This window comes from Okeania sp. SIO2C9, assembly GCF_010672455.1.
Taxonomy (GTDB): domain Bacteria; phylum Cyanobacteriota; class Cyanobacteriia; order Cyanobacteriales; family Microcoleaceae; genus Okeania.
In genome coordinates, this window is record NZ_JAAHGO010000071.1 from 13,730 (window position 1) to 39,680 (window position 25,951).

The window sequence follows — 25,951 nt, forward strand, 5'->3', positions numbered from 1 at the left end:
AGTGCATCAATGTTTGAGGTGAAAAAGGCTGAAACTATAAGCTGTAAAAGCTTTGAGGTTTAATCAGTAGAGCAATAACTATTGGACAATAGATGGTAGTGCATCAAGAATCGCGATCGCTATCTTTTGTGAATCAACAGAGTAATAACTATTGGACAATAGATGGTAGTGCATCAATGTTTGAGGTGAAAAAGGCTGAAACTATAAGCTGTAAAAGCTTTGAGGTTTAATCAGTAGAGCAATAACTATTGGACAATAGATGGTAGTGCATCAAGAATCGCGATCGCTATCTTTCGTGAATCAACAGAGTAATAACTATTGGACAATAGATGGTAGTGCATCAATGTTTGAGGTGAAAAAGACTGAAAATTTTACCTCTAAAAGCTTTGAGCTTTAATCAGCAGAGCAATAACTATTGGACAATAGATGGTAGTGCATCAAGAATCGCGATCGCTATATGAAAGCTTTCTCAACAGAGTAATAACTATTGGACAATAGATGGTAGTGGATCAATGTTTGAGGTGAAAAAGGCGGAAACTATAAGCTGTAAAAGCTTTGAGGTTTAATTAGCAGAGCAATGACTATTGGACAATAGATGGTAGTGCATCAAGAATCGCGATCGCTATATGAAAGCTTTCTCAACAGAGTAATAACTATTGGACAATAGATGGTAGTGCATCAATAATCGTGAAACAGAGCGATATAGCTGCGGAATGGATGTTAAGAACGCTACTTTCATGCAACAAAGCTCTTGTGAAGTACAAATATTAATATTTAATGTTCTGTAGTCTGAGTATCTTGTCGGCTAGTAGTGTACCTGATTGAGATGAAGTATGGCAGAATGCTACAACGGGAGGAAGATGCTCCCACTGCCTAACTATTGAATTTTGACAAACTGCCTCATAGTCTTAACTCTCCTCACCTACAACTAAATACCACAGCGCGTTAATACCACTGCCTAGATATTCTGAATCTTGGTGTTGTTCAATCCATTGAATGATTGTGGGAAGAATATTGTTGGATTTTTTGCCTAGTTTGCTTAAAGCTTTAGCTGCATTGTCACGGACTATAGAATCCTCATTATCAAGCCCTGCTACTAAGTTGCTGAATAAGACTTCAGAGCAGTTGCCCAATTCGCTCAAGGCTATGGCTATCCACTTACCTACACTATAATCTTCTTTTTGAATCTGTGCGAGTAGCTTGTTGACTACCATTTCTGAACTGTTACCCAATATACCTAAAGCTGAAGCCGCCCACCCACGCACTATAGAATCATCATCTTGAAGCATAGCAAGTATAATTTTGACTGTAGTTTCTGAGTTTTCACCTAATTTTGCTAGAGCAAAAGTTGCTCTCCCACGCACCAAAGAATCTTCATCCTGAAGCTTTGCTAATAGAGCTTCAATTATAGCTTCTGAGTTTTTTTCACTGACGTTTTTATGTTTATCTAAATGATATAAGGCTACAGCCGCGCTGGCACGAATAGAAGAATTTTTATTCTCAAGCAGTTCAAGCAGAGAGTTAACTATAGTTTCTGAACCATTGCCTAGTCTTCCTAAAGCTATTGCTGCTCCTTTTTGCACATCAAAATTATCGTCTTGAAACTTTGCTATTAGGGCATTGAGTACAGTTTCAGAATTTTCGTCTAACTTTCGCAACGCTTGAGTTACACTCCTTCGCACAAAAAGATTTTCATCTTGGAGTTGTGCTAGTAAAGCATTAACTATAGTTTCAGAATTTTTGCCTAATTCTCCCAAAGCTATAACTGAACCCCAGCGTATAAAAAAATCATCATTCTTTAGTTTTTTTAGTAATCCTTCTATTTCCTTATTTTTATCCCCTAACTCTGCTTGATATTTCCACAACCGCCACTCATCAATTAAATTTGCTTTCTTTTTCAACATTTCCAAAGCTTGTGCCTCAAAATCAGTTTCATACAAATTACACAAAATTTCTTCAACTTGCTCTCGAATTAACCAACCAACCTGCTCTACATTAACTATTTCCAGCTCTACCAACCTTTCCAAAATCTCCTGCACTAACTCACTATCAACACTCCGCAAACCCTTTGGATCTTCTGCTAAACAATTTCCAGCAAAAAACAAATCCCGATGTAACCACTCCTCATACTCACTACCATGATTCAAAATTGCCCGCATCGCTTTTGCCACCTTTTTCGGCTTCTGTTGCGCTATCAACAATAGTAAAACTTCCCGCCAGTGAGACTCATGCAAATGTTCTCGAATACTATCCAAAACAATTTCAAAATCACCCTCATTATCCGCCTGATAATCAATTTCCTCAGCACATAAATATTCCTGAAAAGTCTTATGCACAAACCCATAAAAATCTTGCCCCTGTTCATTCAACAACCCCGTGCGCTCCCGAATCAATTCTACAAATCTTTCTGCCTCTTCCTTTGCCTGATATAACTGCACCTGCTTCAACCCCTTAATCTCTCGACTCAACTGCTCTATCAACTCATCCCTATCTATCAAAGTGCCACCCTCATTATCCCCAACATTTCCCTGAGTATGCACCCAAAAAGCCAACAATTCCATCAACCTGCGTAGATCGTCTAAATCTAAATATTTAAACACCCCTTTATTACTGATTTCTTTATTAGCATCCCAGGAAGTTAACAGCGTCTTCACCGCAGCATCATAAAGCTCAAACCGTTTTTTGGGCAAAACCGCCTGATACCGATGAATCAAAGCAATTATTGTCAATAACAAAGGATTTCGGGCCAACAACTTAATCCTGTCATTATCATCCAACGCCTTTCGTAAACTTTCCTTGCGCCTTTCTGCCTCCCCCTTATCCTGAAACCGACTGTCATACCAGTTATTTATAAATGCCGAAATCTTCTGATCATCAAACGACTGCATTTGATAGTGGGGGAATTCCTCAGTGCGGAAAAAGTCACGTCGATAACCCGCAGGACGAGATGTAATAATTGCGCGGTTTCTGTTAAACTGCCCTAAAAAATTCTCAATGCGTCTGACTACATCATAACGTTTGCCTTCTTCCGCTACTTCATCCAAACCATCGAGCAGAATTAATGCTCTGCCATCTTCTAACCAATGTTCAAAAAATCCTGTTGGTAAAGTTTTAACTGCCATCGTTTTTTCGGCAAATACCCGAGCATATTCGAGAATGCTTTTGTCTGGATGTCGCGCTAAGTCTCGTATCCTAATTAAAATTGGCAGCCAGTCGGTGTTGGGGTCTAAACCTAGTAATCCCCCCTGGCCTTCCTTAGAAAGGGGGGTAGAAGATTCGCCAGAGCGATCGCTCTTTTGAGCCAGAGGATTTTCCTGACTATAGCCCCCCTTACCAAGGGGGGTTGGGGGGATAGATTCCAACATCTCACCTACAGAATTTCCAGAACTATAGCCCCTCTTACCAAGGGGGGTTGGAGGGATCGACTCCTTACCAAGGGGGGTTGGGGGGATAGATGCCAACATCACGGCAAAATAACTCATCAATGTTGTTTTTCCCGAACCAGGTGCACCTAATATTACAAATTTCCGTGACTGACTTTGAGTTAATAATTCTGAGGCTAAAAATTTTCTGCCTGTAGTATTTATCAATAATTCCCTTTCCAGTTTTTCCCCACTTCCTGCTAATAATAAATCTCTTTCAAAACCCCCTACTATTGAGACATCTTCTACCACATCTGGCATGACAAAAATATAGGCTAATTTTTCTGATTTTTCTACTTCTTGCCCAGGTACAGAAATACCAGCAAATTTTACATCATCAAACCAATTTGCTAACTGCTCAAAATAATTTTGTTTAGCTACTTGGAATTTTATATAAGTATCAGTTTGTTGAAAATAAGCATTCACAAAGGTTTCTATCCAAGGTTGTAGAGATTGTTGATTTAATTGAATATTTTTTGTCTGTGCTTGTTGTTGAAAAATAGTAATTAAAATATTAATATCTGGCTTGCCTTGACTGATTAATGGTTTTTGTAATTCTGTCAAAACAGCAGAATGTTGAAAATATTGGCTGAGAAATTTATTAACTCCATTCCAACCATCTTGTTTAGCTGAATAAAATAAAAGCTGTTGAGGTGAGAGTTTATTTTCCCATTCCTTCACAGCTTTTTCTCCAGATTTAATTGCTTTTTCTATATCTGTTTTATTGAGAGATTGAGTGAGGTTTTTACCTCCTTTTTCCCAAGCAGTATCCCACAATGAATCTGCTATTTTTGATAATCCCCAACCTGCTAAACCTACTAAACCTGCTTCCATAATTTTATATTTAGTTCCGCTATGCGGAAGTTAAAAGTTAAATTTATATTTATTCAGTGGCGAAATTTTGTTTTTTAGTTGAATAAAAAGTCATGCGTAGGGGCGAGCGACACCCAATCGTTAAATCATATCACAATTTTTTTGGCGATGCAAGGGGAAATTCCTTGGCGTTTTTTTGGAGCTTCACAGAATGCAGATTAATCATCCGTATATCCGTGGCAAAATCCTTCTCTAGCAACAAGGATTTTTTTTTGAGGATGCAAGGGGAAATTCCTTGTCGTTTTTTTGGAGCTTCACAGGATGATAATTTGCTGGATTTGTGAATATAGCGATCGCAGAGCAAGTGCGGTAGCTAGATCCCTTCTACATGAGTAAATATATGGATGTGTTGATGGGGCGGGCAAATTTTGCGATCGTTAATTCTTTCTCTGAGTGCTTCACAGGATGATAATTTTCTCTGCTTTTATGGTGTGAGTTTCCCTTCTATAATATATCTAGTGACTAAATGCTGTTTTTGGGTTGAATAAAAAGTCATGTGTAGGGGCAAGTTACACCCAATGGTTAAATTGTATCACGATTTTTTTGAGGGTGCAAGGGGAAATTCCTTGTCGTTTTTTTTGGAGCTTCAAAGGATGATAATTTTCTTTGGTTTGTGAATATAGCGATCGCAGAGCAAGTGCGGTAGTTACATCCCTTCTACATGATTAAATATATGGATGTGTTGATGGGGGGGGGCAAATTTTGCGATCGCCACTTCTTTCTTTAGTGCTTCACAGGATGATAATTTTCTTTGCTTTTATGGGGTGAGTTTCCCTTATATATATATTCAGTGACTAAATACTGTTTTTGGGTTGAATAAAAAGTCATGCGTAGGGGAGAGTTACTCCCAATGCTTAAATTGTATCACGATTTTTTTGAGGGTGCAAGGGGAAATTCCTTGTCGTTTTTTTGGAGCTTCACAGGATGATAATTTTCTTTGGTTTGTGAATATAGCGATCGCAGAGCAAGTGCGGTAGTTACATCCCTTCTACATAAATAATATCGATACTGTTGATGGGGCGGGCAAATTTGGGGTCCGCCACTTCTTTCCTTAGTGCTTCACGGGATGATAATTTTCTCTGCTTTGATGGTGTGAGTTTCTCTTCTATATGTATTCAGTGGCGAAATGCTGTTTTGGAGTTGAATAAAAAGTCATGTGTAGGGGCGAGCTACACCCAGAGGTTGAATCATATCACGATTTTTTTGGGGATGCAAGAGGAACAACCATTGGCCGTTTTTTTGGAGCTTCACAGGATGATGATTTGGGGTTTGTGAATATAGCGATCGCAGAGCAAGTGTGGTAGCTATATCCCTTCTACATGAATAATATTGATGCTGTTGATGGGGTGAAAATTTTTCGGTGTCGCCACTTCTTTCCGGAGTGCTTCGCCGAATGATAATTTTCTCTGCTTTGATGGTGTGAGTTTCCCTTCTATATGTATTCAGTGGCGAAATGTTGTTTTTGGGTTGAATAAAAAGTCATGTGTAGGGGCGAGTTACTCCCAATGGTTAAATTGTATCACGATTTTTTTGAGGGTGCAAGGGGAAATTCCTTGTCGTTTTTTTTGGAGCTTCACAGGATGATAATTTTCTTTGGTTTGTGAATATAGCGATCGCAGAGCAAGTGCGGTAGTTACATCCCTTCTACATGAATAATATAGATACTGTTGATGAGGCGGTCAAATTTTGCGTCCGCTACTTCTTTCCTAAGTGCTTCACAGGATGATAACTTTCTGGTGCTTTGATGGTGTAAGTTTCCCTTCTATATGTATTCAGTGACTAAATGCTATTTTGGTGTTGAATAAAGAGTCATTCGTAGGGGCGAGCAACTCCCAATGATTAAATTATATCACGATTTTTTTGAGGATGCAAGGGAAACAACCATTGGCTGTTTTTTTAGAGCTTCACAAGATGATAATTTGGGGTTTGTGAATATAGCGTTAGTGGAGCAAGTGCGGTAACTACATCGCTTCTACATGAGTCAATATATGGATGTGTTGATGGGGTGAAAATTTTTCGGTGTCGCCACTTCTTTCCTTAGTGCTTCACAGGATGATAACTTTCTGGTGCTTTGATGGTGTGAGTATCCCTTCTATATGTATTCAGTAATGAAAAGCTGTTTTTTAGTTGAATAAAAAGTCATGTGTAGGGGCAAGTAACTCCCAATGATTACATACTATCATAATTTTTTTTGGCGTTGCAAGGGGAAAAGCCTTGCTTTTTTTTTGAGCTTCACAGAATGCAGATTAATCATCCGTGTATCCGTGGCCAAATCCTTGTCTAGCAGTTGCTCTAATCTAATAGTAAGTAGCTGAAGTTCAATAATTGATAATTGATAATTGATAATTACCTCTCCCTAAAACGGATAGGATTGAATAATCATGAAAATATTTTCTTGTTTCTCCTTTAAAGGAGAGGCTTTAAACCTTAATTATTTGGTAAAATTGAAAAACTTATGTTTTGGGTTGATACTTAATCTAAAAATCATTACCACTCAGCAACGCCAGAATTTAACTCCTAACTCCTGAGTGCTGACTTCAGTAAAGTGCTAGACATCAAAACTAGAGCATTAGTTTGCAACTTTGCATAAATCAAGCAATACTGTTAGCCCAATTTTTAGCCCACTCCAAAGTTTGCTTAACCTGCTGCATATCCGCAGCTTCACAATAAAGTCGCAAAACAGGTTCAGTACCACTAAACCGAATCAATAACCAACGACTATCAGCTAACCGCAACTTATACCCATCTATAGTCAAACAATCAACCACTTTTTGTCCAGCAACCTCTGTCAAAGGATAACTTTGTAACTGCTCCAACAAACGCGATCGCACCTCCATATTAGGCAAAGGTAAATCTATCCTGTCATAAACAGAACTAAAACCTGTTTTTTCTTGAAGTTTCCCGTAAATTGCACTTAAATCTTGACCAGACATAACTACTGCTTCTAACAAATAGAGTGCAGATAATAAAGCATCCCTTTCCGGAATATGAGTACCATAACCAATACCCCCAGACTCTTCTCCACCCACAAGCACCTGAGTTGACAACATCCGGTCGGCAATATATTTATAACCGATGGGAGTTTCAAAAATTGGCATATTATATAACTGTGCCACCTTCGGAAATAGATCCGAACCACTAATAGTTTTTACCACTTCCCCAGTAAACCCATGCCTAGTTGTCAGATGTTCTATCAGAATAGGAATTAAAATTTGGGAGCTGAGAAAATTACCCTCACCATCCACAGCAGCAATGCGATCGCTATCTCCATCAAACACTAATCCAATGGATAAACTTCCCTGATTTGCCGCTCGATAACTTTTCATTTCTTTAAAAAGTTTACTCAAATAGCGAGGCAAAGGTTCAGGAGCACCACCATCAAATAAAGGATCGCGATTACCATTAACCTCTTGAATTTCTACTCCCAATATCTTTTGTAACCCTCCCGCAGCAGCACCGTGCATTACATCTGCAAAAACTTTTAATTTTCCTTCATTAATAGCAGACTTAATATTGTTAATATCTACCATTTTTTGTAGAGTTTCACAATAACTCGGCCAAGGATTAAAATTTTCTATTTTGCTCCCCTGAACTTGATTTTTTTCTACTTCAACTGTTAATAAATCTTCTATTTGTTGTGTAATTTCTGGGGGGACTGACCCACCAAAAGCACCCTTTACTTTTAACCCTAAATATTTTCCTGGATTATGACTAGCAGTCATTACGATTGCCCCAAGAGCTTGTTTTTCAAATGCTGCCCAACTAAAAGCTGGAGTAGGAGCATAAGTATCTGTTAACAGCACATCAAACCCTGCATTTTGAATAGCTTCAGCAGCAACTTGGGCAAATTCTTCGGCCATAAACCTACGGTCGTAGCCAACAATTACTGTTTTACTATTATTCGTAGAACCAGCATAATTTTTCTCTAAAATTCGCGCTGCTATTGGGGCTACTAAAGAAACTCGTTCAAAAGTAAAATCATCAGCTATAACACCGCGCCAGCCATCTGTTCCAAATTTTATTGGTTTAGCCATACCATAAATCTCTTTATATTTATAGATAGATTTTTTTGTCTAAATTATTTGCTTTTACCGAATAACTAAGGTAAAAATCCTCTCTTTTAAAGGAGAAACAAGCGGTCGAGGGATGGCGAGGTCTCGGAGCCATATCCAATCGACCAAGAGAGAAAAAATTTTCCTTTTATTCAATCCTATCCGTTTTAGGGAGAGGTAATTATCAATTATTGAATTTCAGCTTTTCACTACTACTTTTCTGTACATAATTATTGTCAAAAAGAAGAGGGAAATAAGAAAAGTTGCTTCCTTATTCCCAGAGCATTCAGTTAGTAGTGCAGGATGGCAGAAATAACTAACCAGTTACAAAATCTTAAAAGCCTTACCGATCAATACTTTTGACTTTTGACTTTTGACTTACGCTGAATTTTAACTTCTGCATAGTGGCACTAGCTATTAAAAGAATGCAGGTTGATGGCGAATTAAGCTTAGGTATTCCTCTCTAACTTTCTGATCTTCTTCAAATAAACCAAGCATAGCACTGGTGACAGTCCAAGACCCAGGTTTTTGTACTCCTCGCATTACCATAGAGGTATGAGTAGCTTCTATGACAACTGCAACACCTTTTGGTTCTAAAACTTGTTGAATTGCCTCAGCAATTTGACGGTTGAGTCGCTCCTGAACTTGCAATCTACGAGAATACATTTCCACAATCCGAGCTAGCTTACTAAGACCTACTACTTTTTGATTGGGAATATAAGCTACATGAGCTTTTCCCATAAATGGTAACATATGATGTTCACAAAGACTAAAAAGACTGATATCTCTAACTAGAACCATTTCGTTATGACCTTCGTCAAAAATGGCATTATTGACAATTTCTTCAACGGATTGATTATAGCCTTGAGTAAGGAATCGCATTGCTTCTGCAACCCGCTTAGGTGTCTTGAGTAATCCTTCTCGTTTAGGGTCTTCTCCTAATGATAGTAGCATTGTTCGTACTGCTTCCATCATTGCTTCATTGGTCTCTTCAGCAGGAGGTTGTTGCCTTATTGGTTGACCATTAGATGAGGAGCTGCGGTCAGGTCGGTGAGAAATACCATTTGTAGCTGCATCTGAAGTTTTAGCACCATTGATACTGATTGTGTTATTGAAAGCGTTGGAAAAAGTTTGAGTCATAGTAGATCCGGATCAGATTTAAAAAAAAGCAAGTTGTATCTTGACGTGACATACTCCCACACTAAGCTGGCGCTATAGTTTGGGCTTCTCGTTTCGCAGCCCCGGTCTTCCGTCGGGCACGCGCGTGCTTTAAGGACGGAATGCCCTACCGCCCTATTTTTGATATTTATCGCCGCATTTAAGTCGCGGTCTATTAAAACACCGCAATAAAGCTTCTGCTGGGATAGCATGCAAATTGAATGGGCATCGAACCTATTTATTCAATTTTCTGCCGATTCATCTAACACCAAATCTGCATATTATGGCGTGAGGCTTCTCGGCGATTCAGCTAAATTATAATCACTTTATTTGCATTACATTTTATTATGTGGATCGTCTATTGAGTACTCCTAGAGTAAAAATAATAAGTCACTAACAATCATCTTTCTTATCCATCTTGTGGATTTAATCAAAAAAATTAACTGGATACACAGACAGGAGATTCATCCGTAGAAAAATCAATCTTTTATTAATGGGGTAATAATTTGTGACTTTTGACTTCCACGAAGCGGTTGACCAGAAGACAAAATCAATTTCAGTTTTTAAGTTTCCAAAAATACTCCTATGGAACGGAACTTTTGATAACGTTGTTTTCGGCGTTCCTCACTGCTTATCCTAGTTAATTCTTCTATATTACTAACTATGGCCTTTTTGAGATTTTCTGCTGCCTGTAATGGGTTAGCATGAGCGCCACCATTTGGTTCTGGAATGACACGATCTATAATCCCTATATTTTTTAAATCCCAAGAGGTTATTTTCAAAGCATCTGCTGCTTGAGAAGCTTTACCGGCATCTTTCCATAGAATTGCTGCACAAGCTTCAGGACTAGCAACTGTATATACAGAATGTTCTAACATGAGCAATCGATCGCCCACTCCAATTCCTAACGCCCCACCTGAACCACCTTCTCCAATCACCGTACAAATTATTGGTACATCTAGATGAAACATCGATCGTAGATTGTAGGCGATCGCTTCTCCTTGTCCCAATTTTTCGGCTTCTACACCTGGCCATGCACCAGGAGTATCAATAAAGGTCAAGATTGGCATTCCAAAACTATTGCCATGTTCCATTAGTCTCATTGCTTTGCGATACCCTCCTGCTGAGGCCATACCGAAATTGCGGGCTACATTATCTTTGGTATCTCGTCCTTTTTGATGACCAATAATTATAGTTGGCTTTCCATCTATTCTGGCCAATCCCCCTACTATTGCTGGATCGTCACTACCACCGCGATCGCCATGTAACTCGATCCACTCATCACAAATTGCTTGGATATAATCCAGAGTACTTGGTCGCCTTGGGTGGCGGGCTAATTGTAGTCTCTGTACAGGGGAAAGACCATTAAAGATTTCTTGACGTAGTTGAGTTGCTTTAGATTCTAGTTGGCTAATTTGCTCAGATACATCTACACTACTACAGTCTTTAGCTAGTTCACGAATCTGATTTATACGGTTTTCTAATTCTGCCAGAGGTTTTTCAAAATCTAGGAGAATTTTACGTTCTGATTTGGGCACACCTAGTTTTTATTTTAAGTTCCACATTAACATTGTTAAGTTTACCACAATTCATCAGTTTTTTGATTAACGTAGTAAAGCTATCCATAGAGGAGCATCTACAATCCCATCTTAACTTTTGTTCATATTTTCTTTGAGCCATCTTAACAGCAGTTTGAGTTTTAAGGCCAAATATCCCATCTATTTTTCCTTTTAAAAATCCTTGGGCCTTAAGACGCTGTTGTAATCCTCTGACTGCATTACCTCTCATGCCAATTTTGAGAATTGTTGACATCCTCCCCGGCCTAAAGGCACGGGGATTCCTACCGAGCCGTAACTCCTCGGCGGGTTGACGTCTCACAGGCTGCTGCTACCGTAGGCGGTAGTCTTACACTTGCCTCCACGTCCGTTTCTTGCTCCGCGTTCCCTTGCGCCTTTCGGCGGCGCGGGTTCGGTGCGCTTTTTTGTCTCGGACTGCCCGCCCGCGACTAATATATTTATTGCTGCATTCTCGTCTCTATCATGTTTTGCACCGCAGTTGAGACACTCCCATTCTCGCACCTGAAGGTCTAACTTTCCACCTTTAAAGCCACAATTTGAGCAAATTTGGGATGTTGGCTCCCAACGATTAATTACTCTAAAATCACGACCATATTTTTCTGCTTTTCCTTCTAGGAATGTTCTGAATTGTCTCCAACCTAGATCTGAAATTGCTTTGGATAATTTACGGTTCTTAATCATACCAGAAACGTTTAAATCTTCTAAAATAATTGTTTGGTTTTCACGAATTATTTCAGTAGATAATTTATGCAGAAAATCTGTTCTTGTATCTTTCAGTTTGGCATGGAATTTAGCTACTCTAACCCTGGCTTTTTCATACCTTTTAGACCCCTTAGTTTTATGAGATAATGACTTACTTAACTTTTGATACTTCTTAATTCGTTTCTTCAGTGGCTTTGGTGCATCAATCTTTGTACCGTCACTAAATGTAGCAAAGGTTTTAATACCTAAATCTATACCTACTGAATTATCAGTTTGAGGTAAGATTTCTGGTTGTATTTCTACTACAAAACTCAAGAAATATCTATGAACGGAATCTTTTATTACTGTTACTGATGACGGAGCAGCAGGTAAATCTCTTGACCAAACTATTTTCAGCTTTCCAATCTTGGCTAAATAGATTTTATGTTGACCAACTTTAAATCCTCCCTTTGTAAACCTAGCAGTTTGCTTTGACTTTCTACTTTTAAATTTAGTAGGTCTAATAGGTCTACCTTTTCTTTGACCTTTAGTTGATTTGAAAAAGTTTTGATAAGCCTGGTTTAAATCATTCAATGATTGCTGCAATGGTATAGCAGAAACTTCTGATAACCATTCTCTGTATTCAGTCTTTTTTGATTGAGTGATAAACTGTTTTTGTAGTTGAGAATTATGGGGCTTCTTTTCTCCCGATCTATACTTTTCTTGGCAGCAAGCTAGACTATCATTCCAAACCACACGGACACAACCAAATAGCTTTGCTAATCGGTATTTTTGTCCCGGTGTTGGATAGATACGATACTTAAATCTAGCTTTCATAACCTGACTTTTAAACTAACAACATGATAACATATTTACTGAATAAAAACCAATTTAAAAGTGGCCCTAGAAGGGCAAGGCTTTAGACCCAATTTTTCGGTAATAAAAGATTCCAAGTATTTTGGTCAACAATTCTATTTGGGATTAACCCTACATTTTCTTGAAATTTAACAACTGCTGCAGCGGTGCTTACCTATACCTTTTTCACGCCTATATCTATAATCTATAATATATAAATTTTTAATCTCCATCTTCTTCCGGTCCAACAATTGAAATATAGGGTTCAATGAAATATTTACTAGCAACTTCTTGTGCCTGAGCAGTACTTACCATTGTCAGATTTTCTTGAAAATTAGCGTCAAATTCCATACCCAAACCTAAAATTTCATACCATCCTAAAATTTGAGCAATTTGTGAGTTTGTTTGTTTACTCAAAGCATATTGACCTAATAATTTGTTTTTGGAGACTTGTAATTCTTCTGAGCTAAGTTGGTTATTCACTAAGCGCTCTACTTCTTCTCTTAATCCTGCTTTAGCGATCGCTGTATTTTCTGTAGCAGTTCCTATATAAACTGTAAAGTTAGAGATATCTAAACGGGTAGGATAAAAAGCAGATACATCATAAGCTAAACCTCTTTTTTCTCTCAGTTCAACAAATAAGCGACTGGATAAACCATTGCCCAAATAAGTATTAATTAATTTGAGAGGAGCATAGTCAGAACTATTAACATTTGCTGCTAAATAACCAAGCATAATAATTGATTGTTGAGTTTCTTGGAATGTTGTTGCTTTTGATGGTTGGGGAGTTAGACTTGGTAAGTTTAAAGTTACCGGAGGTGTTTCTGGTTTTTGCCAATCTCCTAATATTTGTTCAACTAAATTAATTGCTTTGGCGTTAGTAATATTACCTACTATAGATATGATTATATTATCTGGACGGAAGTGAGTTTGATGAAATTTTTGAAGATTGGCGCGGGTAATTTGAGAAACTGTTTTTTCTGTGCCTAAAGTTGATAAAGCATAAGGATGATTTTGATACATCATTTCTCGTAATTGAGAGAATGCTACGGTAAAAGGTTGTTCTAGTTGAGAGCGAATACTTTGAATAGTAATTCGTTTTTCTAGTTCAATTTCTGTTTCTGGAAATGATGGATATCTAATTATTTCTCCTGACAGTTGAAATATATCTGGAAAATCGGTAGATACGGTTTTTATGCTCAGTAAGAAATAGTCTGTGCTTGTATCTGTACCTAGTCTTGCTCCTACTGATTCAACTTTATGGGCGATATCTAGAGAGGATAATTTTTCTGTCCCTTTGGTTAATACTGCTGCTAATAAGTGAGAGATTCCTGCCTGTTCTCTGGGTTCATAGCGACTACCTATTCGTAAGAATATTTTGGCTGAGACAATATCCGCTGTCTTATTTTCTGTTGTGATGACAACTATGCCATTATTCAGGACTTTTCGCTCTATATTTTTTTTAATCATTAATTTTTTAATTTTCAATATTTAGAAATCTTATTTGAGTTGTGAGATATTGTAGATTTTTAGGGAACAGGGAATAGGGAACACAGAAGCAATAAAATTCTCACATCTGATTCGGTGATTGCTATTAGTCAGTAGTCAAGAGTTAGGTAAGATCCGAAGACCCTATTCATTTTTTTTGTGTTTTTACCATTAGACATCTCTAATAATAGAAAATAAGATTAATTATCGCACATAAATGATCGATTCTTTCCTCCTACTTCCTACTCCCTCTTTTCTGGAGATGTTTATTGAGTTACACTTTGATTTTTATGTAGCTTTTTGGGTACTCCTTGTCTATTCAAAATACACTGTTTATTTTACACAAATACTTATTTTTTGAAACTGGTATATTGAACAATAACTTACACAAATGTTTTGGCATTGTTAATTTTAAGTATCATAGCTAATTTCACAAATAGTTGGTAACTGATGAAGTTAAATAATAAGCTAAGATTACTTTAGAGTAGGTAAGCATTTCCTGCGGAATGCTGCGCAAACAGCAGTCAGCTATTCCTACGGAATGCTGCGCAAACAGCTTTATTACCTTTAAAGGAGAAAAAAGCAATTTTATCAAAGCTTCAGAGTACGAATCTCTGGTTAAGAATGTAGTAGAAATTAAACGAATGCTTGCTTCATTCATTAAAAAGCTTATAGCTGACCGCTAATAGCTGAATACTTACTAGAGTAGAGGCTTTAAGTACTGAAAATATCACTTTTGACTTTTAATTTTTGACTTTAGTAAAACGGTATGACTAGCATTATAATCTAATTACCTTTCTTCATTGAAGAAAACTTCTTTCTATCTACTGACTCCCAACTCCCAATTTTTATTAAAACTATGTCTAAATTATTAATTAATCAATACTATACCGAAGTAGAACGTATTATTCAATATGGCGGTTCTCGGAATGAAAGTTCGATTCGGTCTGCTTTTCAATATCTATTAAATGAATATTGCAAGACTAGAGATTTTCGATTAATTCCAGAACTGGATTATAAAACTAAAACTGGTCAAAAGGTTACTCCTGATGGAACAGTTAAAGATGCTTTGCGTTTGGATTGGGGGTTTTGGGAAAGTAAGGATGAATATGATGTTTTAGATGAGGAAATTGAGAAAAAATTAGCGAAGGGTTATCCTGACGATAATATTTTGTTTGAGGATTCGCAGACGGCCGTTTTGATTCAAGCAGGTCAAGAAACTTCTAGAGTTTCAATGGGAAATGCTGATGCTTTGGATGGAATTATTAATGCTTTTATTAATTATGTTCGCCCGGAAGTTAAGGATTTTCGCGAGGCTATTACTACTTTTCAGGCAGACTTACCTACTATTTTAAAAAGTTTACGAGATTTAATTGCTAAACAGTCGGAGAATAATCAAAAGTTTTGTTTGGCTAGGGATAAGTTTTTGACTATTTGTCGAGAGTCGATTAATCCTGAAGTTAGTTTGTTTGATGTGCAGGAAATGATTATTCAACACATCTTGACTGAGGATATTTTTCTGAATATTTTTAATGAGTCTCAGTTTCACCGGGAGAATAATATTGCGAGGGAGTTGGAGGAGGTTTTAAATACTTTTTTTGTTGGCAGTATCCGACGTAATACTTTGAGTTCTATCGAGCGTTATTACGGGGTAATTAAAAGAAAGGCTGCCAGTATTTATAATCATCATGAAAAACAGGAATTTTTGAAGGTAGTTTATGAGAATTTTTATAAGTCTTATAATCCTCTGGGGGCAGATAGATTGGGGATTGTTTATACTCCCAGTGAAATTGTGAAATTTATGGTTGAAAGTGTTGATTATTTGGTGGATAAACATTTCGGCAAATTATTAGCTGATTCTGGGGTAAAAATTCTTGACCCTGCGACTGGAACTGGTACTTTTGTCACGGAGTTGATTGAATATTTGCCGAAGAATAAGTTGAAGCATAAGTATCAGAATGAGATTTTTTGTAATGAGGTGGCAATTTTGCCCTATTATATTGCGAATCTGAATATTGAATATACTTATCAGCAGAAAATGGGGAGTTATGAGGAGTTTAATAATATTTGTTTTGTTGATACTTTAGACCATAGTTCCTTTGAGTATAAGCAGTTAGATCTATTTGCGATGACCGTGGAGAATACTGAGCGGATTAAACGGCAAAATGATTGTGAGATTTCGGTGATTATTGGCAATCCTCCTTATAATGCAAACCAAGCTAATGAAAATGATAATAATAAGAATCGCGCGTATCCAGGAATTGATAAACGAATCAAAGATACTTATGTTCAAGAAAGTAGAGCACAAAAGACAAAAGTTTATGATATGTATTCTCGTTTTTTTAGGTGGGCAACAGATAGATTAGATAAACAAGGAATAATTTGTTTTATAACTAACTCTTCATGTTTAGATGCTAGTTCTTTTGATGGGTTTAGAAAAGTGATAAGTGAAGAATTTTCTCATGCTTATTTTCTTGACTTGGGGGGTGATGTCAGAGCTATTTCAGGTAGAGATGGTATTTTTATCGGAGAAAAACATACTATATTTGGAAAATCTGCTATGACAGGAATCGCTATATCCTTTTTGGTTAAAGATAGTCAAGAACAAACAACAAGAAATAGAATATATTACAGTCATCCATTTAATGTTCACGAATTAAGAGAGAATAAGCTTAAATTTTTAGCTGCCACTAAATTTGCTAATATTTCGTTTGAAAATATTACACCAGACAAAAATAATAACTGGATAAATCTTACAAATAATGACTTTGATAGTTTACTACCTCTAGCAAATAAAAATACTAAACTCGCTAAAAGCCAAACAGATGAAACGGCAATATTTAAAATATTTTCTATTGGAATAGTAACAAGTAGAGATGAATGGTTATACAACTTCGATAGACAGCAGCTAGCAAAAAAAATTCAGTTTTTTTGTGATTTTTATGAACAAGAAAAAGTTAGATGGTATAAATCAAACAAGAAAAAAGCAATTAACGATTTTGTCGATCGAAAAATTAAGTGGACTTCTGAACTGGAAGATCATTTACTGAGAAATTCCACCCTAGAGTTTAATCCTGATTTTATAGTTACATCTACTTGGCGTCCGTTTACCAAAAAATACCTTTATCTGGCAAAAGTTATCGTACATAGACTATATCAACAGGAACAAATTTTTCCTATTGGCAAAGATAACATAGCAATTTGTTTGACAATTCATAAACAAGTTCCTTTTGTTGTTATAGCTACGAATTGCATTTGTGATAATGGAATTGGTTCAAGACTTTCTCAAATATTAACCCTCTACCGCTACGACGAAAATGGAAACCGCCAAGAAAATATTACCAACTGGAGTCTCCAAAAATTCCAAACTCATTACAGCAATAAAAAAATCAAAAAACTAGACATTTTCCATTACACCTACGCCGTCTTACACCACCCAACCTACCGTCAAAAATATGAACAAAACCTCAAGCGAGAATTTCCCCGTCTCCCCTTCTATGAAAATTTCCAACAGTGGGTAAAATGGGGCAAAAAATTAATCGACTTACACATCAACTATGAAACTATTAGACCTTACCCATTAACTCGTATCGACTTACCAACCACCGACAACAAACCCACTCCAAAACCAAAACTTAAAGCAGATAAAACCAAAGACAAAATATTAATAGATACCATCACAACATTAGAAAAAATTCCCAAAATTGTCTGGGAATATCGCCTCGGAAACCGCAGTGCTTTGGAATGGGTATTAGACCAATACAAAGAAAAGAAACCCAGAGACAAAACCATCGCTGAAAAATTTAATACCTATAGTTTTGCCGACTATAAAGAAACAGTCATTGACCTACTACAAAAAGTTTGTACCGTTAGTGTCGAAACTATGAAAATTATTCAGAAAATGGAAACTACCGACAAATCATAATTTCGTATTGGGAAGAGAGAAATCATATTTGCATTTTCTGAAGCGCATAACAATCGGAGGGGAGATGAGTAATTTTCTGAATATTAGGAAAGAGAAATCATATTTGCATTTTCTGAAGCGCATAACAATCGGAGGGGAGATGAGTAATTTTCTGAATATTGGGAAGAGAGAAATCATATTTGCATTTTCTGAAGCGCATAACAATCGGAGGGGAGATGAGCAATTTTCTGAATATTGAGGAAGAGGGAAATCATATTTGCATTTTCTGAAGCGCATAACAATCGGAGGGGAGATGAGCAATTTTCTGAATATTGAGGAAGAGGGAAATCATATTTGCATTTTCTGAAGCGCATAACAACCGGAGGGGAGATGAGTAATTTTCTGAATATTGAGGAGAGAGAAATCATATTTGCATTTTCTGAAGCGCATAACAACCGGAGGGGAGATGAGCAATTTTCTGAATATTGAGGAGAGAGAAATCATATTTGCATTTTCTGAAGCGCATAACAACCGGAGGGGAGATGAGTAATTTTCTGAATATTGGGGAAAGGGAAATCATATTTGCATTTTCTGAAGCGCATAACAATCGGAGGGGAGATGAGCAATTTTCTGAATATTGAGGAAGAGGGAAATCATATTTGCATTTTCTGAAGCGCATAACAACCGGAGGGGAGATGAGCAATTTTCTGAATATTGAGGAAGAGGGAAATCATATTTGCATTTTCTGAAGCGCATAACAATCGGAGGGGGGATGAGTAATTTTCTGAATATTGAGGAGAGAGAAATCATATTTGCATTTTCTGAAGCACATAACAACCGGAGGGGAGATGAGTAATTTTCTGAATATTGAGGAAGAGGGAAATCATATTTGCATTTTCTGAAGCGCATAACAACCGGAGGGGAGATGAGTAATTTTCTGAATATTGGGAAGAGAGAAATCATATTTGCATTTTCTGAAGCGCATAACAACCGGAGGGGGGATGAGTAATTTTCTGAATATTGAGGAGAGAGAAATCATAGGCAAAAATTTTTATTGCGCTATCGCAACACAGAAAAATCAGAAATAGAAATTTGATAGTAGCTTCGGCGTGAACTTCCCACCCCTCCGACAAACTTTTCCCAGAAATCAGAAATTACTAGGCAAAAACTTCTATTGCGTATAGCGCAACAAATAAAAATTTGATTCAATCTGCCATTAGACTTTGGTTTCTCTGAGCAAAAACTTCTATTGCGTATAGCGCAACAGAGAAAAATCAGAATAAAGTGTTTGGAAACCAAACCCCTACAGACTGCTTCTGAAAAATTTTCTCAGAAACCAAAAAATACTGAGCAAAAATTCCTATTGCGTATAGGGCAACAGAGAGAAATCAGAAATGGAAATTTTATTCAATTTATTCAACCAAATTTTCCTGCTAAAAGGCGATCGCTCATCTTTAGGAATTTTCTTAGAAGCAGTGCCAGAAATATTGTCATCTTGTGGAGCTTTCAGCAAATACTTATTTTTCCCTCCATCACCCTTTAGTGCAAAGCCAACCACATTCTCATTCTGTGAAGCTCTTGAAAAAACGCGTCTCAAAGTATTTTCAGTTCCATCCCCACAATTTTTGTGATATTATAATAAATATAAGGGGTCGTTCGCCCATACGCATGACTTTTTATTCAACATAATTTCCCTACTAAAAGGCGATCGCTCATCTTCAGGAATTTTCCTAGAAGGAGTGCCCAAAATATTTTCACCTTGTGGAGCTTTAAACAAATACTTGTTTTCCCCTCATCAAAATTTTCCCTTCATCACTCCTTTCAGTGCAAAGCCAACCACATTTTCATTTTGTGAAGCTCAAAAAACGCGTCTCAAAGTATTTTCAGTTGCATCCCCACAATTTTTATGATATCATAATAACTATAAGGGGTCGTTCGCCCATACACATGACTTTTTATTCAACATAATTTTCCTACTAAAAGGCGATCGCTCATCTTTAGGAATTTTCCTAGAAGCAGTGCCAGAAATATTGTCATCTTGTGGAGCTTTCAGCAAATACTTATTTTTCCCTCCATCACCCCTCAGTGCGCCAACATTCTCATTGTGAGGAGCTCTTGAAAAAACGCGCCTCAAAGTATTTTCAGTTGCATCCCCACAATTTTTGTGATATCATAATAACTATAAGGGGCTGCTCGCCCATACGCATGACTGTTTATTCAACATAATTTCCCTACTAAAAGGCGATCGCTCATATTCAGGAATTCTCCTAGAAGGAGTACCAGTTACTGTCTCAATTTTTAACTTTTAACCTTTAACTTTTAACCTTTAACTTTTAACTTTTAACTTTTAACTTTTAATTTTCCTTCCCCATCAATTTCTAAAATTGTCTTCGGAAAATCTTTCTTTGTAAGCTGCCTAATTAACTTAATACTCCGACCATACTTATCAGGATAAGGAATACCCTTACTATTCAAATGAACAGGCAAAATTTTACCCGAAACAAAATCCCCTCTAGGATTAATATCTACTTCTAATACCAAAGAATATCCCAACTGAGCCTTACTAGACAAAGTACGATATCCCATAAAATTACCAAGAGAATAAGCAATTAACTTCCCTTGATAAACCTCCATTGCTCTAGGGACATGAGGACCATGAGCCAAAATTAAATCTGCACCTTCATCTATTAACGTATGAGAAAATAAAATTTTATTACCTCGATTTTCACCATAAAAATATTCAGTCTTATTCTTAATTCTCAACGCCCTAGTTCCCTCTGCACCAGCATGAACAGAAATAACAATAATATCTGCATTTTCATCTGCTTCTCGAACAAGTTTTTTTGCAGACTCTAAGTCAAGCATAGAATTATGATAACTATAATTACTAAAAGCAATAAACGCTATATTAATCCCTTTCACTTCACGATAAACAATTTCCCCCTTTTTCCCAACAGCTTGCATACCAGCATTTTGAATATTAGCAATTGTATCTTCAAACCCTTGCTTTAAAAAGTCGAAAGAATGATTATTCGCCACACTCAAGACATCAAAACCAGCATCTTTCAACAAATATCTATAATTCGGTGGTGTTCTAAAAGCAAAGACCCTACCACTCCCCATTTTTTTGCCACTTCTTGGATAACTCGTTAAGGTACTTTCAAAATTTCCAAAAACAATATCTGCATCCTGTAATAGAGGTTTGACTGATGCAAATAACTCTTGTTTTTTAGGGTGTAACTTATTCTTGGGATAATTAGTACCGGGGATAATATCCCCCACTGCTTTAATAGTAATTCTAGTATCAGGATTAATTGGAGATTTAATAGATGATAAAACAAACTCAGAAACCTCTGATAAATTAAGTTGATTTTGAGTTTGTACAATTTTAGGGGTAGTTACTGTTGGTACTGCTGACTGACTAACTTCTACTGTTGAAGAGTTTTGTTGAGGTCTTCGTTGCGGTTGAGAAATATTTGAAATAATTTCAGGTAGCTTGTAATTATTAGAATTGAAAACTAAACTTGATACAGGAATTAATGCTATGCCAATAGTGCTTAATAATAGCCAAAAAACTTGATTTTTCTGAGGTAAAAATTGCCAAGAAATATCAGAGGAAGAAAAGATTTTTTTTGTCCTAGAGCGACTATTTATTTTTCTCACAGGTCTCTTAAAATTAACTGGAGAAAAATCTACATTTTTATCTTCACTTTTACTTATCTCTGGATTAGTCTTAACTATTTCTGGAGTATTTAATTCCACCTGTTGAAATAGCGAAGGTAGAGTAGGTTCAAGAGATTTTTGGGAAGAATTTGTATTTTCTGACTGCCACCAAATTGTCCCTACTCCCGCTGGATGGTATATATTAGGTCTGTATAATTCGATAACTTCTGTCCACTCAGGGATGGTGTTACCTAATCTTCGCCCATAAATATTGACAAAATCAATCGATGATGCATTGAGGCGCTGCATTCCTTGATGAATTACTCTAATACAAGCTTGGCGCTCTGGAAGTTGAGAGCTTTCTAGTAGAAGATGCAGATTATTTTTCTGAATACTAACCTTAGCTTTAACTCCGGTAGTTGTTAATGCTTGATTGATGAGAAAAGCGATCGCTTGAGGGTCTCCTTGTTTTGCTCGTGTTAAAATTTCTTGTTGAGTCACAATTATTATCCTTACACCGAAAATATAAGCTAGATTCAATAATATTACTTTGTCTAATTTATTGAGCAAATTTTGGTTCAGTCATCAAAAAATATATTACTGTCTTGAACACCTGAAATTATCTGTGACATTACTGGTTTTGAATAACTCAATTCAACAATTAATAATGAATATTAATAATTAAAAATTACCTCTCCTGGAAAAGAAGAGGATTGACGCGGAGAGTGAAAATTTTTTCTTCTCTTGGTCGATTGGATATGGTAAGGAGAGACTTTAAACCTTAATTCTTCCTTGAAGAAGAAATAAAAAATCAATGAGGACTCCAACCCCAACCAATTGTAAAGTAAGCATTCAGCCGTCAGCTATTAGCTAGCCCCCTATGGTCGGAACTGCGGACTTCAGCTATTAATGGTCTGCGTAAAAGCAACCTTTGAAATTGAAAAATAATAAAAAGTTACTGCAAAAGTCTCAGGATCAAACCTGAGAAATAATTATTAGACATCTCCTCCAAAAGAAGGAATAGGGAATAGGGAATGGGCAATAGGGAAAAGTAATTAGGGTTTGCTGAAATTATATGAAAGTATTGACTGATATTGCTTTGAGCAATTTTTAGTCCCGAAATTGTACCAGCTTTTAGGTCAAAAAGGTGCAAAAAGTTAGCACAAAAAGTTTAGTAGGACAGAAAAATTAAGAGATAATTGTTACTTCTACCTCCTCTATAACTCCCATTCCTCCTGACTCTTAACTACTCCCTACTCCCTACTCCCTACTCCCTACCTTCACCATCAGACTTTTTCAGCAAACCCTAATTAATAATTTATGTATAAGAATTGATTTTATTTTTGATTTTTACGCCTAGGTCTATTCATTACTAATTGCTGATAGCTGACTGCTGATAGCTGTTTGCGCAGCATTCCGGAGGAAATGCTTACATTGTAAACACTGTGTAGACCGTGGGGTATTAAATCCAAAATAAAAAGATAATCCGATAATTAGGTCGAAAATTATTAATATATTTACTACTCATAAAAAAATACAATTCACTACAGTAATTTTCAAAAAAATCAAAGTATTTGCCTAGATAAAATTTTGATATTTAAGTAATTAGTTGTTGACTTATCCCCTGACTAAAGTTGCAGGGATTCTTAAGTGGAATAAATTGGCTGGACTAAAGAAGCGTCAAATTTGACCCTTTATGGAATAGCCAAAGATTCCTAAGCGTCTGTCGGGAGTAAATCCATTCAGGTTGCTTCTTACTCCAGTATTTGCAGCCCCATTAGCATCAGTATTAACTAGAAAGCTTGCACCCATTATGTACAAACTACGCTTCATTCGTTTACCACTAAAGATTATTTAGTCGGATTATTGGCATTGTAAACAGGAATATAATCACCATCTAGAAAACTTGCAACAGATGTGTAAGATTCTTCCTGTTCTATATAAGTTAGCCGATACCTTTGAAACATAACTTTTAGTTTTAGTGTCAAACTGTGGTGTGGTATTTGTACAAACTTTTGCTTAGTTTTCTTAGCTAAGTTGATATTTTTTTAATTCCTGATTAACACCTAAAGCAATGGTAGATATTTGATTTTGACTACACCAGTTAATTAGATATCTAACTGCTGTATTCAGATAATTTCTAACTTTATTATTTCTATTGACCGTAATGTTAACCTGTTTCTTGGTCAACCATTTGATACCTTGTTCATTCTTATATAAACCGTAAGTGCATTTTCCTTGTTATACCACTGGTTGATTTATTTAAGTTTTATTCCGTCAAAAATGAACGACGACTCAGTATTAGCGACACAGGTGGCCAGATTATCTAAGCCAAGGTCTATTTCATCAGAAAACCACTATAACTAAATTTTGTCTTAGATATATTATCTGTTTCATATTTCCTAGCTCGACAAAATGTTAAATTAATCTTGCATAGATACTTAATTGGAATGAGAAGCTCTCAGGAGATGATAATTATGGAAAGTAGATTATTGGTAACCGGGGGTGCTGGATTTATAGGTTCTAATTTTGTCCATTATTGGTGCGAAACCTATCCTAATCATCGAGTAGTTGTGCTGGATGCTCTGACTTACGCTGGTAATAAAGAGACTTTAGCTGATTTAGAAAACAGACCAAATTTCCGTTTTGTCCAGGGAGATATTTGCGATCGCTCGTTAGTAGATAGGTTACTCCAGGAAGAGAATATAGATACAGTAGCCCACTTTGCAGCAGAATCTCATGTGGACAGGTCTATTCTTGGTCCGGCAGCTTTTGTGCAAACTAATGTTGTGGGTACTTTTACCTTGTTAGAGGCGTTCAGAAGTCATTATTCTACTGTTGCCCAAAACCCAGACCGGAGGTGTATATTTCTCCATGTTTCAACTGATGAAGTTTACGGTAGTTTAAGCTCAGAAGATTCTGCTTTTACAGAAACCACACCTTATGCACCAAATAGTCCCTATTCTGCATCGAAAGCAGGAAGTGACCATCTGGCTAGAGCTTATTATCATACTTATGGTATCCCGACAGTTATTACTAATTGTTCTAATAACTACGGACCGTATCATTTTCCTGAGAAATTAATTCCTCTGATGTGCATCAATATGTTATTAGGAAAACAATTACCAGTTTATGGTGACGGGCAAAATATTAGAGATTGGTTGTATGTGATAGATCATTGTCGGGCATTAGATACGGTAATTCACAAAGGTAAACCTGGAGAAACTTATAATATTGGTGGAAATAATGAGGTGAAAAATATTGATTTGGTGCGAATGTTGTGTCAAATTATGGATGAGTTAGCAACTGATTTACCTGTGCAACCTTGTGAAAAGTTAATTACTTTTGTTAAGGATAGACCAGGACATGACCGACGTTATGCTATTGATGCCACAAAGATTAAAACTGAGTTAGGTTGGCAACCTTCAGTAACTGTTGAAGAAGGGTTACGTCAGACCGTAGAATGGTTTTTGAATCACCGAAATTGGTGGGAGCCATTATTATCTGAAGAATATCAGGCTTATTATCAGAAAGTTTATGCAAATTCTTAAATTGGTTATTGGTAATTAGTAATATTTTTTGATGATTAGCTACTAGCTCTTCTATTTTCTGTAAGTAGTCTTTTCTAGCCACTATCCTCATTCTCAATATTCTCAATTAGTTAGTCTAGTTGTAGAGTTTTCAAGGTTACTACTTTTATAGCAGAAGGTAGAAGTAAAAATCTGGCGTTGTCTGAATTTTCAGCTTTTGATATATCCTCATCTTTACTTCGACTGCTATATAGAAATTTTATTTGAATTGTAGGTAAAATTTCTGAAAATTAGGGACTAGAAAAGCAGAAACAGAAATAAGACTTTCAAAGTCTCTACTGATGCAGCTGATTGTAATTACAACTATCAAGCAAAAAACTGAACAATAGCGTGGGAAAACTAATCCCAGATTAAAGTCAGTTAATGCTCAATTCTTACCACAAATTTTAAATACTTTAGATAGAGCTTTTTCTGAGATTAAATCTCTTGGTAAAGTTTTTCCTCGCTGCAATAAAAAGTTGAGAAGGTTTGTCTTTCTGGCAATGCTGAAAAATTGTCTAGGTAGATGTTTGATAAAGCATTTAAGATGTAAGCATTTCCTGCGGAACGCTGCGCAAACAGCTATTAGCAGTCAGCTATCAGATGCATGAATGTAATAACTTACTAAGGTTATCTGATAACCTTTTTCTTTTGCGCGGAATGCGGAAGTAAACACAACTTTTAATTCCCCTTGGAGACTTCGGTGCGA

General features: G+C 36.5%; 18 protein-coding genes. 5 read left to right on the top strand and 13 right to left on the bottom strand.

Going from position 1 to position 25,951, the window contains the following annotated elements; translation table 11 throughout:
* The first annotated feature begins 92 nt into the window (after positions 1-92).
* Both F6K23_RS32200 and F6K23_RS32205 read left to right on the top strand, forming a co-directional pair.
* Entirely contained in the window at positions 93-230 is a 138-nt protein-coding gene (locus F6K23_RS32200) for a hypothetical protein (protein WP_293163742.1), read from the top strand.
* 29 nt (positions 231-259) lie between these two features.
* The gene (locus tag F6K23_RS32205; RefSeq protein WP_293163745.1) at positions 260-397 is read left to right on the top strand and encodes a hypothetical protein; all 138 of its coding nucleotides are present in this window, start codon (positions 260-262) and stop codon (positions 395-397) included.
* Positions 398-908: 511 nt separating this feature from the next.
* On the opposite strand, the gene F6K23_RS32210 is transcribed toward F6K23_RS32205, so the two are convergent.
* Positions 909-4,256 (bottom strand): NACHT domain-containing NTPase, encoded by a 3,348-nt coding sequence (locus tag F6K23_RS32210; protein WP_293163748.1) that lies wholly within the window; start codon positions 4,254-4,256, stop codon positions 909-911.
* Positions 4,257-5,449: 1,193 nt separating this feature from the next.
* On the opposite strand from F6K23_RS32210, the gene F6K23_RS32215 reads away from it, so the two are divergent.
* Entirely contained in the window at positions 5,450-5,599 is a 150-nt protein-coding gene (locus F6K23_RS32215; protein WP_293163751.1) for a hypothetical protein, read from the top strand.
* A 1,287-nt stretch (positions 5,600-6,886) separates the two neighbouring features.
* Here F6K23_RS32215 and F6K23_RS32220 read toward each other — a convergent pair.
* From F6K23_RS32220 to F6K23_RS32250, 6 genes are all read right to left on the bottom strand, one after another.
* Positions 6,887-8,329, bottom strand: a complete 1,443-nt coding sequence (locus F6K23_RS32220) for a phosphoglucomutase/phosphomannomutase family protein (protein WP_293163754.1) — start codon at positions 8,327-8,329, stop codon at positions 6,887-6,889.
* 435 nt (positions 8,330-8,764) lie between these two features.
* Positions 8,765-9,487 (bottom strand): GTP cyclohydrolase I FolE, encoded by a 723-nt coding sequence (gene folE / locus F6K23_RS32225; protein ID WP_293163757.1) that lies wholly within the window; start codon positions 9,485-9,487, stop codon positions 8,765-8,767.
* 581 nt (positions 9,488-10,068) lie between these two features.
* A complete protein-coding gene (locus F6K23_RS32235; protein ID WP_293163760.1) occupies positions 10,069-11,043 on the bottom strand; it encodes an acetyl-CoA carboxylase carboxyltransferase subunit alpha in 975 nt (324 codons plus the stop codon).
* A complete protein-coding gene (locus F6K23_RS32240; RefSeq protein ID WP_293163763.1) occupies positions 11,024-11,383 on the bottom strand; it encodes a peptidoglycan-binding protein in 360 nt (119 codons plus the stop codon). The genes F6K23_RS32235 and F6K23_RS32240 overlap by 20 nt, the downstream gene beginning before the upstream one ends.
* A complete protein-coding gene (locus F6K23_RS32245) occupies positions 11,380-12,600 on the bottom strand; it encodes an RNA-guided endonuclease TnpB family protein (protein WP_293163766.1) in 1,221 nt (406 codons plus the stop codon). Before F6K23_RS32245 ends, F6K23_RS32240 begins: the two co-directional genes overlap by 4 nt.
* Positions 12,601-12,840: 240 nt before the next feature.
* Complete coding sequence (locus tag F6K23_RS32250; RefSeq protein ID WP_293163770.1) at positions 12,841-14,088, bottom strand: pitrilysin family protein; 1,248 nt, start codon at positions 14,086-14,088, stop codon at positions 12,841-12,843.
* An 877-nt stretch (positions 14,089-14,965) separates the two neighbouring features.
* Here F6K23_RS32250 and F6K23_RS32255 point away from each other — a divergent pair.
* Positions 14,966-18,031 (top strand): type ISP restriction/modification enzyme, encoded by a 3,066-nt coding sequence (locus tag F6K23_RS32255; RefSeq protein ID WP_293163772.1) that lies wholly within the window; start codon positions 14,966-14,968, stop codon positions 18,029-18,031.
* Between the two features lie 1,339 nt (positions 18,032-19,370).
* Here F6K23_RS32255 and F6K23_RS32260 read toward each other — a convergent pair.
* The 6 genes from F6K23_RS32260 to F6K23_RS32285 form a co-directional block, all read right to left on the bottom strand.
* Entirely contained in the window at positions 19,371-19,607 is a 237-nt protein-coding gene (locus tag F6K23_RS32260) for a hypothetical protein (protein WP_293163774.1), read from the bottom strand.
* A 36-nt stretch (positions 19,608-19,643) separates the two neighbouring features.
* A complete protein-coding gene (locus tag F6K23_RS32265; protein WP_293163776.1) occupies positions 19,644-19,787 on the bottom strand; it encodes a hypothetical protein in 144 nt (47 codons plus the stop codon).
* A gap of 144 nt (positions 19,788-19,931) precedes the next feature.
* Complete coding sequence (locus F6K23_RS32270) at positions 19,932-20,066, bottom strand: hypothetical protein (RefSeq protein WP_293163778.1); 135 nt, start codon at positions 20,064-20,066, stop codon at positions 19,932-19,934.
* A 284-nt stretch (positions 20,067-20,350) separates the two neighbouring features.
* Positions 20,351-22,174 carry a CapA family protein gene (locus F6K23_RS32275; RefSeq protein WP_293163781.1) on the bottom strand — a complete coding sequence of 608 codons (1,824 nt, stop codon included), beginning with the start codon at positions 22,172-22,174 and terminating at the stop codon, positions 20,351-20,353.
* A gap of 1,349 nt (positions 22,175-23,523) precedes the next feature.
* Entirely contained in the window at positions 23,524-23,661 is a 138-nt protein-coding gene (locus tag F6K23_RS32280) for a hypothetical protein (protein ID WP_293163784.1), read from the bottom strand.
* 40 nt (positions 23,662-23,701) lie between these two features.
* Positions 23,702-23,863 carry a hypothetical protein gene (locus F6K23_RS32285; RefSeq protein WP_293163787.1) on the bottom strand — a complete coding sequence of 54 codons (162 nt, stop codon included), beginning with the start codon at positions 23,861-23,863 and terminating at the stop codon, positions 23,702-23,704.
* Between the two features lie 287 nt (positions 23,864-24,150).
* Between F6K23_RS32285 and rfbB the strand changes: the two genes are divergently transcribed.
* Positions 24,151-25,224 (top strand): dTDP-glucose 4,6-dehydratase, encoded by a 1,074-nt coding sequence (gene rfbB / locus F6K23_RS32290; protein ID WP_293163790.1) that lies wholly within the window; start codon positions 24,151-24,153, stop codon positions 25,222-25,224.
* The last annotated feature ends 727 nt before the right edge of the window (positions 25,225-25,951 follow it).

Excerpts from the sequence above, each read along its gene's own strand:
- rfbB (WP_293163790.1), top strand. The coding sequence starts at position 24,151 with ATGGAAAGTAGATTATTGGTAACCGGGGGTGCTGGATTTATAGGTTCT.
- F6K23_RS32200 (WP_293163742.1), top strand. The coding sequence starts at position 93 with ATGGTAGTGCATCAAGAATCGCGATCGCTATCTTTTGTGAATCAACAG.
- F6K23_RS32255 (WP_293163772.1), top strand. The coding sequence starts at position 14,966 with ATGTCTAAATTATTAATTAATCAATACTATACCGAAGTAGAACGTATT.
- F6K23_RS32205 (WP_293163745.1), top strand. The coding sequence starts at position 260 with ATGGTAGTGCATCAAGAATCGCGATCGCTATCTTTCGTGAATCAACAG.
- F6K23_RS32220 (WP_293163754.1), bottom strand. The coding sequence starts at position 8,329 with ATGGCTAAACCAATAAAATTTGGAACAGATGGCTGGCGCGGTGTTATA.
- F6K23_RS32215 (WP_293163751.1), top strand. The coding sequence starts at position 5,450 with ATGTGTAGGGGCGAGCTACACCCAGAGGTTGAATCATATCACGATTTT.
- F6K23_RS32245 (WP_293163766.1), bottom strand. The coding sequence starts at position 12,600 with ATGAAAGCTAGATTTAAGTATCGTATCTATCCAACACCGGGACAAAAA.
- F6K23_RS32210 (WP_293163748.1), bottom strand. The coding sequence starts at position 4,256 with ATGGAAGCAGGTTTAGTAGGTTTAGCAGGTTGGGGATTATCAAAAATA.
- folE (WP_293163757.1), bottom strand. The coding sequence starts at position 9,487 with ATGACTCAAACTTTTTCCAACGCTTTCAATAACACAATCAGTATCAAT.
- F6K23_RS32250 (WP_293163770.1), bottom strand. The coding sequence starts at position 14,088 with ATGATTAAAAAAAATATAGAGCGAAAAGTCCTGAATAATGGCATAGTT.